Source organism: Dyella humicola (assembly GCF_026283945.1).
In the GTDB taxonomy this organism is placed as follows: Bacteria; Pseudomonadota; Gammaproteobacteria; order Xanthomonadales; family Rhodanobacteraceae; genus Dyella; species Dyella humicola.
Genome location: NZ_JAPDPC010000001.1, coordinates 1,751,542 through 1,763,221, shown reverse-complemented (window position 1 = coordinate 1,763,221; position 11,680 = coordinate 1,751,542). Strand labels below are relative to the sequence as shown.

Sequence of the window (11,680 nt, the reverse complement as noted above, 5' to 3'; positions counted from 1 at the left end):
CCCTGCCCTTACTTGAGACCGTCGAGAATCTCGTCGACCTTTTGGGCCGTGAGACGCTCGTGGTAGTGACCATTGACGGTCATCGCCGGCGCGCTGGCGCAGGCGGCGATGCATTCTTCTTCGCGCTTGAGATACACGCGGCCATCGGCGGTGCTTTCGCCGAGCTTGATGCCAAGCTTCTTCTCGGCATGCGCCACCAGTTCGTCGGCGCCATTGAGCCAGCACGAGACATTGGTGCAGATCGCCACGTTGTTGCGGCCGACCGGCTTGGTTTCCAGCATCGAATAGAAGCTGGCGACCTCATAAGCCCATACCGCCGGCAGCTCGAGATACTTAGCCACAGCGGTGATCAGCTCGTCAGTCAGGAAGCCGTGGTTCTGCTCCTGCGCGGCAAACAGCGCCTGGATCAGCGCCGAGCGCTTGCGATCCGGCGGAAAGCGGGCCACCCACTCCTCGATATGATGACGAGTGTGGTCATTGAGTACGACCAGCGGGTCAACGTTCTTGACCTGGTCGAAATTTCCGGTTGCTTTCATAGGTGCTTTCCTCCGGGCTCAGCGATCGACTTCGCCGAACACGAGGTCATAAGTACCGATCATCGCCACCACGTCGGCCAACATGTGGCCACTGACGGTGACGTCCATCGACGACAGGTGGGCAAAACCCGGCGCGCGCAGATGCACGCGGAACGGCTTGTTGGCGCCATCGGAAACCAGGTAGCAGCCGAACTCACCCTTGGGAGCTTCCACCGCAGCGTAGGTCTCGCCCGCGGGCACGCCGTAGCCTTCGGTGAACAGCTTGAAGTGGTGGATCAGCGCTTCCATGTCCTGCTTCATGTCTTCGCGATGCGGCGGCGCGACCTTGAAGTTCTGCACGATCACCGGACCGGGATTCGCCCGCAGCCACTTCACGCACTGCGCGATGATGCGATTGGACTGGCGCATCTCTTCCACGCGCACCAGGTAACGGTCGTAGCAGTCGCCACCCACGCCCACCGGGATATCGAAATCCACCTCGGCGTACTTGGCATACGGCTGCTTCTTGCGCAGATCCCATTCGATGCCCGAACCACGCAGCATCACGCCGGTCATGCCCCAGGCCTGGGCCTTTTCGGGCGGGATCACGCCGATGCCGACGGTACGCTGCTTCCAGATGCGGTTGTTGGTGAGCAGTTCCTCGTACTCGTCCACGCGCTTGGGGAAATCGGCGGTGAAGGCGTCGAGGAAGTCGAGCATGGAACCTTCACGCCAGCTATTGAGGCGCTTCAGATCCTTGCCCTTGTGCCAGGGCGACTCGCGGTACTGCGACATCTGTGCCGGCAGATCGCGGTAGACGCCGCCCGGACGGTAGTAGGTCGCGTGCATGCGCGCGCCCGACACCGCCTCATAGACGTCCATCAACTCTTCGCGCTCGCGGAACGCGTACAGGAACACGGCCATCGCACCCAGGTCGAGCGCGTTGGAACCGATCCACATCAGGTGATTCAGGATGCGGGTGATCTCGTCGAACATCGTGCGGATGTACTGCGCACGCTCCGGCACCTCGATACCCATCAGGTTTTCGATGGCGCGCACGTAAGCGTGCTCGTTGCACATCATCGACACGTAGTCGAGGCGATCCATGTAGCCGATCGACTGATTGAACGGCTTGGACTCGGCCAGCTTCTCGGTACCGCGATGAAGCAGGCCGATATGCGGATCAGCGCGAACGACGGTTTCGCCGTCCATTTCCAGCACCAGGCGCAGCACACCGTGCGCAGCCGGATGCTGGGGGCCGAAGTTCATCGTGTAGTTGCGGATTTCCTGCATGCTCAATTCTCCCGCCATTTGTCGGCGGACTCGGCCTTGGCCTGGACCAGGTCGGCGTCATCACGGATCACGCGCGGCACCAGCACGCGCGGCTCGATCGACACGGGCTCGTACACCACGCGCTTCTGCTCGGGGTCGTAGCGAACTTCGACGTTGCCGATCAGCGGGAAATCCTTGCGGAACGGATGGCCCACGAAACCGTAGTCGGTCAGGATGCGGCGCAGGTCCGGGTGGCCTTCGAACACGATGCCGTACAGGTCGAACGCTTCACGCTCGAACCAGTTCACGCCCGGCCAGATGCCGGTGAGCGACGGTACCATCGGCAGCGTGTCGTCTTCGCAGAACACGCGCAAACGCAGGCGATGGTTGTGCTCCAGCGAAAGCAGATGGATCACGGCAGCGAAACGGCGCGGCTGGCTATCGGCACGTGGACGATCGGCCCAGGTGAAGCGACCCATCGCTTCGCCTTCCACACCGCGCGAGAAGCCGGTACCGGATACGGTCTCGGTGTCCCACTCGGTCTGGCCGTAGCCCATATAGTCGATGCCACACACGTCGATCGGCAGACGGAAGCTGAACGCCGCTTCGTCGCGCAGGGCGGTAGCCACCGCGAGCAGATCGGCCGCAGCGACCTCGGCGGTCACTTCGTTGCGTACGATGTTGATCGACAGCGTTTCGCCGAATCGCGCAGACAGGCGCTCGGCCAGCGAGTTCGATGGTGTATCAGTCATGGCTGGCTGCGTCCTCAGGAACGCGCGATGGTGTTGGTACGACGGATCTTCTTCTGCAACTGCAAAATGCCGTGGATCAACGCTTCCGCCGTCGGCGGGCAGCCCGGCACGTAGATGTCCACCGGCACAATGCGGTCACAGCCGCGCACCACGGAATAGGAGTAGTGGTAATAGCCGCCGCCATTGGCGCAGCTACCCATCGAAATGACCCACTTCGGCTCCGGCATCTGGTCATAGACCTTGCGCAGCGCGGGAGCCATCTTGTTGACCAGGGTGCCGGCTACGATCATCACGTCGGACTGGCGCGGGCTGGGACGGAAGATCACGCCGTAGCGGTCAAGGTCCAGTCGCGCGGCACCGGCATGCATCATCTCCACGGCGCAGCAGGCGAGCCCGAACGTCATCGGCCACATCGAACCGGTGCGTGCCCAGTTCATCAGCGCATCGACACTGGTGGTGGCAAAGCCACGCTGCATGATCGGGTTGTCCTCGACCGGACGCAGGATGTCGTCCACCAGGTTCAACGGCTGCGGGTTGTGCATCACCCGATCGAGCGACGAGATCACTCCCATTCCAGTGCTCCCTTCTTCCACACGTAAGCAAAACCAATAACCAACAGCAGCAGGAACAGCGCCATCTCGACGAGGGCGGTCAGGCCGATCTTCTGGAACACCACGGCCCATGGGAACAGGAACGCGATTTCCAGATCGAAAATGATGAAGATGATCGCCAGCAGGTAGTAGCGCACGTCGAAGCGCATGCGCGCATCTTCGAAGGCTTCAAAGCCGCACTCGTAAGGCGAGAGCTTGTCTGCTTCGGGACGACGCGGACCGGCCAGCAGGCCAATGACCAGCAGGACCACGCCTAGGCCGGCGGCGACGCCGATGAACAGCAGAATGGGCCAGTATTCGGCAAGCACGATGGAGCGTACCTCCGCGCCTTCATGGCGCATCAGTGACCGTCGGGGTAAACGGTCCGGCAACTGGGTTCGGTAGGCCGATGAAGGCCATGGGCTATCCGCCACGATCGCGCGCGTTTTTGAGCCACGAACGTCCGACTTTCCACGATCAAGGTCGGGAATCGCGACATTGTATCAGTGCGCTTAACAACAACAAGCCTTGATGGCTATTTGCAGGCAACTTTGCGCACATGCCGTCTGCGACTTTGGTAGCGCAGGCGGCGTAAGGAATTACATCGTGTGCGTGGGACGCTCGGACCCGGTCATGCCAGCAAGGATATTCTCGATCCGGATGCGGGCCACTTCGCCATCGGACGATTCGTTGAACTGCACGCCGATGCCGGCGGTGCGATTGCCCTGGGCACCCACCGGGGTGACCCAGACGACCTTGCCGGCCACGGACAGACGCTCGCCCTCGTCCGTAAGATTGATCAGGAGTACTACTTCGTCACCCAGTGCATAGCGCTGGGCCGTGGGCGCGAACAGGCCGCCATGCTTCAGATAGGGCATGTACGCGTTATAAAGCGCGGCCGTGTCCTTGATCTTCAACGAAATGATGCCCTGGCGGGCGGCAATGGCCGGGTTCATTGCTGTGCTCCTGCAAACCGCTGGGGCGGCAGCCCCCTAAGGCGCATCCTAGCGACCGCGGGGGCCGAGCGTAAAGCGACCTGTCGACGAAATGTGATGGTCGCCGGGAGTCGACTCCATCGCAGCACGGCGCGTCAGGACTCCTAGAGCTCGCACCAACCCCAGCGGTCGAAGATCCATGGCGACGGCACATACATATGCAGCTTGGCGAAAGCAGGGCTCGGGTCCCCCGCGGCCACGCCGTGCAGCACGTACCTCCCTTGTCCGTCCTGGCTGATGGGTGCCTTGGACCAGGGCCAATCGTGGACACCGCGGCTATCCACCACGGTCAGGCGAAGCCAGGGATGCAGCGCTGCGGACGGAACCCAGGGCAGCACCGGTGCAGCCATGCCGGCGGCACCCTCTTTGATCGACTGATAGCGCTCGGCGCGGTCGGCAAGACGGCGCATGCGTTTGCCGCTGAGCGCCATCTGGCTTTGATGGCAGGCCAGTGCCGCGAGCTTGTTGGCATGCAGCCCGACCGAGGAGTCGAGCTTCACCCTGCCCGTCACCTCGTCTTCACGGCCGTGAACCAGATAGGCAAGCATCTCCGGGGCGCCGCCTTGCCACTGCGAGACCGCCAGGCGAACCAGCACGTGGGCGGCCCCGTGATCCGGATGGTGGTCACCCAGCGCCGGCATCGCGACCAGATTCGGCCGACACGCAGCGAGGCAGGCGGTCAAGGCAGATACCGCCGGGATGAAGTCCTCGAATAACCGCTCGGTGATGCCCATGTCGGGCCAGCCCAGCGGATGCAAGGCGACAGGATCCACACCCAGCTGACGCAACGCGCGCTCCACTTCGCCGCGTCGACGCTCACCCCAGCGGCGGCGCTCGTCGGTACCAATACGCAGGCGCCGCTCCACCCAACGCTGTGGCCAGGGGTTGTTGTCACCATTCGTCAGCAGCAGGATTTGGACGTCACCGCCCGACTCTCGCACCTGCTGGATCAGTTCGCCCGTCGCAATCGACTCGTCATCAGGATGAGGTGCCACCACCAGCAAGCGTGTGTCGGCGTTGAGACTCAACGCCATATCAGCCGCCCTCTCCATGAGGCGAAAGCGGCCGCCAGCCGCGGTCAAACGCCTTGCTCCAGACCAGGGCTACTGGCGCCCCCTCAGTCACCTCCAAATGGTGGCGGCCTCGATCAAGAAACCAGTGGTCGGCGTCCGGTGCACCATCCAGGCTCGCGCGCAGACGCGCCCGCCCGTCGGTCAGCACGTAGTCGCCCGGCAACGCCACGTCGATGACCTGATCTACCGAGCGCGAGGAAAGCATGCGTCCTGCCACCCACACATTCGGACCCGCCGCCACATAATTGCCCTCCAGGAAATGCTTGCTCGCAGCAGGCAGGCGATGAGCCGTCGTCATCATGGTGCAATGACTCACCAGCTCGTCAACGATCGTGTCTGCCATTTCCCCACGCCGCAACCGGCGCATGGCGAGGCTTTCCAGCACGGGGTAGTACGGACGCGCGCGAAAAATCGACTCGCCCTTGGTATCCATCACCGTATCAGTCTTGTCCGTGTAGCGGAGTACCAACGCCAGCTCGGCGCGCTGCGGTGCCAGATTGTCCTGCCAGGGCGGCGCATAAGCGATGACCGTCACCAGTTCACCGCCAAGGATCAGGACGACCAAGGCACGACGAAGTCCCGGCCGCGTGCTCAACCAGCCCCAGTGCGAGGCCCAACCGCACGCCACCAGGACCAACAATGGAACGGCGGGCAGGAAATCCTGCTTGGTGATCAACGGCCAGACAAACCAGATCAACAGGAGGTACAGACCGCTCTGCAAGGCAAGAAAAACCGGCCAGTCAAAATCTCGCAACCCGCGCTGACGGATTGCACGCGCCGCCACGGCAACCATCGCCCCCGCCAGCACCAGGAACCAGAGCAGGTTCAGCGCGGCGTGGCGCTTTTTCGCACCGCCCACGTTGTAACCGGCCAGACCGTACCAAACGTCGCTCAGCGCGTCATGCCAGGCGAACCAGCCGACGAAGATGGCCGGGACAAGCAGCAGGCCCACTCCTGCCGCAGCCCAGCGCCGCCGTCCGCCCGGTGCAGAGTCTGTCGGCTGTATCAACCGGACCACGGCTGCCGCCGCCAAGGCGGTGACCACCAACACAAGCGTCTTCTGCGACACCGAGAGGGCGCAGCCGACCAGCAATCCAGCCGCGAAATAGCGCCAGGTTCGCGCACGTGCACCGACCACGCAGGCGAGGCCAGCAAGCCACATGGCTGTCCACAGGTCGTCCGTACGAAACTGCCCGCTCACGATGAAGAAACGGGGAAACAATCCGGCGACGAGCATGGCGACCACGGCTACACGCCAGCCATACAGACGCAGCCCCATCCAGCCGACAGCGCCGACCGCCACGACATACCAGACCTGCATGGCCAGACGCAGCCAGGTCAGCACGTCGGCTCGCCCATCGAGCAAGGTCAATAGCGGCGAGTGCAACCAACCAAACAAGGGGCCGTGGTTATCGAAAACATCCCGATACGGCAACAGCCCCTGCGTCCACGCCCACGACACGTGGGCATGCTGGGCCTCATCGGAATTGAGCGTGTACGCGTTCAACCACACCAGCCGGAGCACCAGCAGGAGCAGGAGAGATAGCCAGGGCCAAACAGGGACACGTTGCGGCAGCGGGGACTTCATCCCGCAAGCCTAGGCAGACGTCCTGTCTGCCAGCTTTCCCTGCTATCAAGCGCCGCTTTCAGGCGCCTAAGTGCGCGCCATCAGCGCCAGCGAGCAAGCAATTCCAGCAACAGGAGGTCCCCACGCAACGGGCCTCGCAAGGATTCACGCGTGCGATTGGCCGACATGTACCACTGATCCAACGCCTCGACATCCAGACCGCTCGCAAGCGGACCGACGGCGGCGCCGGCACGCGACTTCACTTCGTCGGCTACGGCCTGGGCGGCGAACCACAAGCGCTGCTCGGGCTCGCTGTCGAGCCAGCGGCGCGCCACTTCCATCGCCTCGCCACGCCCCGCCGCAAGCGCGGACAGGTCCTTGCGCACTTCCTGCCTTCGAGCCAGGGCGCCCGCATCCACCCACGCGCGCGCAAGTCCTGGGTTGCCCCCTGCCGCATCGAGCGCCGAAGCGGCATCGCTCACGCCAGCCTGTTGCAACCAGCCGAGTGCGTCTTCTCGCGATGGCAACTGGAACTCGATGCGCTGGCAGCGACTGCGAATGGTTTGCGGCAACCGCCATGGCGCGTCGGCCACCAGCATCAGCAAGGTCTGTTGCGAGGGTTCTTCCAGCGTCTTGAGCAAGGCGTTGGCTGCGGCCGCATTCATGGCATCGGCCGGATCGATGCAGACGATCTGCCACCCGCCAAACTGACTGGACATGGACAGGCGGGCCGACAGTTCGCGAATCTGATCAACCACGATTTCGCTCCGCTCAACGCCATCCTTGCGCAAACCAAAACTCAGCACGGCAAAATCCGGGTGCGTACCGGCGACGAACAACTGGCAGCTGCGACAGCGTCCACAGGCATCGCCATCCTGCGGCTGTGTGCACAGCAAGCCCTGCGCAAAACGACGCATGAACCCGCGCTTGCCCAAGCCCTCCGGCCCACACAGCAACAAAGCATGCGGCATGGCATCGCGCGCACGGCGCGACTGCAAGCGGGACCAGTGCTCGGCGTGCCAGGGCATCGCGTTCATGCCGCCGCTCCAAACAGGTGGGCCGTGGCGGCCACAGCTGCCTGCAGCACGTGCGCCGGTGAAAGGCTGGCATCGATCACGCGAAAACGGGCTGGCTCGGCAACGGCGCGCGCGCGATAAGCGGCGCGCACGCGTTCGAAAAATGCATCGGCTTCGACTTCGATGCGATCGGCCGCACCACGACCGGCGGCACGCGCGCGCCCGTCGGCCACCGGAAGATCGAGCAGCAAGGTGAGGTCTGGCTTGAGTCCGTTGGTCGCCCAGCGCTCCAGCTCGGCAATGCGCTCCAACGGCATGCCACGGCCACCGCCCTGATAGGCAAAGCTGGCATCGGTGAAACGGTCGCACAGTACCCAGCGGCCGGCGGTCAGGGCCGGCTCGATGCATTCGCGCACCAGCTGCGCGCGCGAAGCGAACATCAGCAACAGCTCCGACTCGGCGCTCATGTCGCCGCGCGCCGGATCGAGCACGATGCTGCGCACCGCCTCGCCCAGCGGCGTGCCGCCAGGCTCACGCGTCTGCACCAGATCTACGCCCAGCCCCATCAGGTGTTTATGGAGCCCGGCTAGCAAGGTGCTCTTGCCGGCACCTTCACCTCCCTCGAGCGAGATGAACTTGCCGCGTGGAGTCATACCGCCTGGGATCATACCGCTTGGGGTCATGGGCAGCGCTTCAGTTGGTAGCAGGCGACGTTGCGATTGTGTTCGTCCAGCGTACTGGAGAACGCGTGGCTGCCGTCGCCACGGGACACGAAATACAGCTCGGTGCCGTCTGCCGGGTGCAGCGCGGCCTCGATGGCCGGCTTGCCGGGCATGGCAATCGGCGTTGGCGGTAAGCCGGGACGGGTATAGGTGTTGTACGGCGTGTCCGTAGTGAGGTCCACCTTGTGGATACTCCCCGTATACGACTCGCCCATGCCGTAGATCACCGTGGGGTCGGTCTGCAGCAGCATGTGATCCTGAAGACGGCGCACGAATACGCCAGCGATGCGCGGACGCTCATCCGCACGACCGGTCTCCTTCTCCACGATGGAGGCCAGGATCAAGGCGTCATACGGCGTAGCCAACGGCACATTCTTGTCGCGCTGGGCCCACAGCGTATCGAGCATCTTGCCCATCGCGACATGCGCACGGCGCAGGATGTCCAGATCGCTATCGCCCTTCACGTAGGCATAGGTCTCGGGCAGGAAGCGCCCTTCCGGCATCTCGCCATCGGCACCGAGCTTGGCCATCAAGGCCGCGTCATCCAGCCCGGCACCGTCCTGGCGCAGGCGGTCGGCCTTGGCCAGCGCCTGGCGCAGGTCGCGGAAATTCCAGCCATCGACGATGGTGAAGTTGCGTTGCAGCACCTTGCCCGCCGCCATATTGAGCAGCAGTTCGCGCGGGGTCATACCCACGATGAGTGCGTATTCACCCGCATGCAAACGCCCCGCCACGCGCAGTTGCTCGGCAAGCACGCGCCAGTAGAGCGGCCCGACCGAAGTGACGTGTTCCTCGCGTAGCTGACCCACCACGTCGCGAAGACTGCTGCCGCGGCCCACGTCGATGCTCGGGGTCTGCGCTGTCACCGCCAGCGGCGTGCGAGCAAAGCGCTCGAAATCCAGCCATCCATAGATCAAGGCGCCGGCCACGGCCAGCAACACCAGTACGAACAGTGCGCGCCAACGCACGCGCCCCTGCATCTTGTCTCGACTCATGCCTGCTCCATCGGGAAACCCAGACCGCGCCAATGACGCTGTAAGGCGCGGGTGACCGGGCCGGGAACATACACGGTATCGTCCACGGCCTGAACCGGCAGGATGCCGCGGACGCTCGAACTGAGGAAGACCTCGTCAGCGCGCAGCAGGTCTTTGCGAGAAATATCACCGACATGGGCAGCGGCCCGGTTCGCCAGAATCTCGGCACGCGCCACGCCAGCCACACCGGAATGCTCTACCGAAGGCGTGACGAGCACGCCGTCGATGACCGCGAACAGGTTGGCCATGGTGGCCGCGATGACGTTGCCATCGGTATCGCATTGCAGGCCGTCGGTGATCGAGGGATCGCTCCACTCCGCACGCGCCAGCACCTGTTCCAGCCGATTGAGATGTTTCATGCCCGCCAGTCGTGGCTGCCGAGCCAGACGCGTTTCACACCAGCGCAGGCAAATGCCGTGAACATAGGCGTCGCCGGCCATGGCGGGTGCCGCAAAGGCAGCGACAATGCGGGTGGGTTGCGGCAACGTCGGCGGCGCGTAACCGCGCTCCCCTAGCCCGCGCGTCACGGTGATACGCACGACCGCTTGATCCAGGCCCTTCGCGACGACGCATGCCTCGCGCAGCAATAGCGCCGCGTCGGGTACGGGCAGTCGCAGTCGCTCGCCGCTTTCATGTAGTCGCTGCATATGACGCGACCACAAAGGTGCCACGCCGTCTACGAAGCGAATGGTCTCGAACAACCCATCGCCATAGGACAGCCCCCGATCGAACGCGGACACCGTCTGGACGGATACGCCATCGACCAGCACCCAGGCAAACGCGGACATCAGCCCGGCACTCCCAGCGCCCGCAATAATCCGCGCGCCTTGGCGCGTGTTTCGTCCAGCTCCTTGTCCGCCACCGAGTCGGCCACGATGCCGGCCCCAGCGCGCAAGGTCACCTGTGCGTCGGCCAGCGAGAAGGTGCGGATAAGAATGTTCAGATCCAGGTCGCCGTTGCGGTCGAGATAACCCAACGCACCGGTATAGGCGCCACGTGGGGCGTTCTCCAATGCAGCGATGATTTCCATGCAACGCACCTTGGGACAACCCGTGATGGTGCCGCCAGGAAACGTGGCTGCAATGACCTCGCCGGGCGTCACCTCGTCACGCAGCCGTCCACGCACGTTGGACACGATGTGATGAACGTGAGCGTAGCTTTCCACCACCATCAGTTCGTTGACCTCGACCGACCCCGGTACGCAGACGCGGCCCAGGTCGTTGCGCTCGAGATCGATCAGCATGACATGCTCGGCTCGCTCCTTGGGATGCGTGCTGAGTTCGCGAATACGGGCCAGGTCGTCATCACCCGCGGTGCGCGGTCGCGTGCCTGCGATCGGGCGCGTTTGCGCCAGTCCGTCGCGCACTTCCACCAGGCGCTCCGGCGAAGAGCTCACGACCGCCCAGTCCGGCTGCTGCAACAAGCCCGCGAACGGCGCGGGATTGGCCTGCCTCAGCGCCTGGTACAGCTCGACGGGCTTCGGTGCCACGGCGTAGTGCGCATGCCATGCGCGGGAGAGATTGACCTGAAAAATATCGCCGGCGTGGAGATGTTCGTGGATGCGCGCCACACCATCGAGGAACAGCGTCGGATCATCCTCGTCGCAGCGGGAAGGAGCGGCCAGCGCCGAGATATCAGGTATCGCAGCGAGATCCGCCGCCATGGCATCGAGTAGCGCCTCGTGGCCCGCCTCGGCAACCAGGATGGTGCAATCGGCCTCATGATCGACGATCACGGCTGCGGGACAACGCAGCGCCAGCGCGGTGGGAAGTGGCTCGGGCGAGCGGAGTCGCAGGCGTGGCTCGATCTCACCGACCAGCTCATAAGCAAGCAGCAGCAGCCAGCCGCCGTGGAATGGCAGCTCGTCAGGGTCGTCGCGCGGCACTCGGAGCTGCTGCCAGGCTTCGTCCAGCGCATCGAGAAAGCGCCCGCCGCGCGCCACGCCTTGCGCATCGAGCAGACGTCCATTCGCATGCAGGGTCAAACTTTCCTGCGGATACGCGAACAGAATGTCATAGCGGGACTGCGGCGTACCGCGCGTCACGCTCTGCAGCAGACCGGGATAGCGCTCTGGAAATGCAGCGGCCGGCGCGAGTAGATCGCGCCGGCCGTGCAGAGTGCGGCGAAAAAAGTTCAAGGCGCCG

Annotated in this window: 13 protein-coding genes; all 13 read right to left on the bottom strand. The window is 64.0% G+C overall.

Annotation, left to right across the window (positions count from 1 at the left end):
• Nucleotides 1-8: 8 nt before the first annotated feature.
• The 13 genes from nuoE to OUZ30_RS07800 all read right to left on the bottom strand — a co-directional run bounded on the left by nuoE (nucleotide 9) and on the right by OUZ30_RS07800 (nucleotide 11,673).
• Nucleotides 9-536: an NADH-quinone oxidoreductase subunit NuoE gene (gene nuoE, locus OUZ30_RS07860; RefSeq protein ID WP_266181676.1), complete on the bottom strand. Its 528-nt coding sequence runs from the start codon at nucleotides 534-536 to the stop codon at nucleotides 9-11.
• Nucleotides 537-554: 18 nt separating this feature from the next.
• Complete coding sequence (locus OUZ30_RS07855; RefSeq protein ID WP_425601484.1) at nucleotides 555-1,826, bottom strand: NADH-quinone oxidoreductase subunit D; 1,272 nt, start codon at nucleotides 1,824-1,826, stop codon at nucleotides 555-557.
• Nucleotides 1,811-2,539 carry an NADH-quinone oxidoreductase subunit C gene (locus OUZ30_RS07850; protein ID WP_266181674.1) on the bottom strand — a complete coding sequence of 243 codons (729 nt, stop codon included), beginning with the start codon at nucleotides 2,537-2,539 and terminating at the stop codon, nucleotides 1,811-1,813. The genes OUZ30_RS07855 and OUZ30_RS07850 overlap by 16 nt, the downstream gene beginning before the upstream one ends.
• Nucleotides 2,540-2,553: 14 nt before the next feature.
• Nucleotides 2,554-3,111, bottom strand: coding sequence for a NuoB/complex I 20 kDa subunit family protein (locus OUZ30_RS07845; protein WP_266151252.1), 558 nt, complete (start codon nucleotides 3,109-3,111; stop codon nucleotides 2,554-2,556).
• On the bottom strand, nucleotides 3,102-3,458 hold the full coding sequence (locus OUZ30_RS07840; RefSeq protein ID WP_266183133.1) for an NADH-quinone oxidoreductase subunit A: 357 nt from the start codon (nucleotides 3,456-3,458) through the stop codon (nucleotides 3,102-3,104). The genes OUZ30_RS07845 and OUZ30_RS07840 overlap by 10 nt, the downstream gene beginning before the upstream one ends.
• Before the next feature lie 270 nt (nucleotides 3,459-3,728).
• On the bottom strand, nucleotides 3,729-4,085 hold the full coding sequence (locus tag OUZ30_RS07835; RefSeq protein WP_266181673.1) for a PilZ domain-containing protein: 357 nt from the start codon (nucleotides 4,083-4,085) through the stop codon (nucleotides 3,729-3,731).
• Nucleotides 4,086-4,228: 143 nt separating this feature from the next.
• The gene (locus OUZ30_RS07830) at nucleotides 4,229-5,158 is read right to left on the bottom strand and encodes a PIG-L deacetylase family protein (RefSeq protein WP_266181672.1); all 930 of its coding nucleotides are present in this window, start codon (nucleotides 5,156-5,158) and stop codon (nucleotides 4,229-4,231) included.
• Between the two features lies 1 nt (nucleotide 5,159).
• Nucleotides 5,160-6,785, bottom strand: coding sequence for an ArnT family glycosyltransferase (locus OUZ30_RS07825; protein ID WP_266181671.1), 1,626 nt, complete (start codon nucleotides 6,783-6,785; stop codon nucleotides 5,160-5,162).
• Between the two features lie 80 nt (nucleotides 6,786-6,865).
• On the bottom strand, nucleotides 6,866-7,801 hold the full coding sequence (gene holB, locus OUZ30_RS07820; RefSeq protein WP_266181670.1) for a DNA polymerase III subunit delta': 936 nt from the start codon (nucleotides 7,799-7,801) through the stop codon (nucleotides 6,866-6,868).
• Nucleotides 7,798-8,433 (bottom strand): dTMP kinase, encoded by a 636-nt coding sequence (tmk, locus tag OUZ30_RS07815; RefSeq protein ID WP_266181669.1) that lies wholly within the window; start codon nucleotides 8,431-8,433, stop codon nucleotides 7,798-7,800. The genes holB and tmk overlap by 4 nt, the downstream gene beginning before the upstream one ends.
• A 26-nt stretch (nucleotides 8,434-8,459) precedes the next feature.
• The gene (gene mltG / locus OUZ30_RS07810) at nucleotides 8,460-9,497 is read right to left on the bottom strand and encodes an endolytic transglycosylase MltG (RefSeq protein WP_266181668.1); all 1,038 of its coding nucleotides are present in this window, start codon (nucleotides 9,495-9,497) and stop codon (nucleotides 8,460-8,462) included.
• Nucleotides 9,494-10,324 carry an aminodeoxychorismate lyase gene (gene pabC / locus OUZ30_RS07805; protein WP_266181667.1) on the bottom strand — a complete coding sequence of 277 codons (831 nt, stop codon included), beginning with the start codon at nucleotides 10,322-10,324 and terminating at the stop codon, nucleotides 9,494-9,496. Before pabC ends, mltG begins: the two co-directional genes overlap by 4 nt.
• Nucleotides 10,324-11,673, bottom strand: coding sequence for an aminodeoxychorismate synthase component I (locus OUZ30_RS07800; RefSeq protein WP_425601483.1), 1,350 nt, complete (start codon nucleotides 11,671-11,673; stop codon nucleotides 10,324-10,326). Before OUZ30_RS07800 ends, pabC begins: the two co-directional genes overlap by 1 nt.
• Nucleotides 11,674-11,680: the final 7 nt, after the last annotated feature.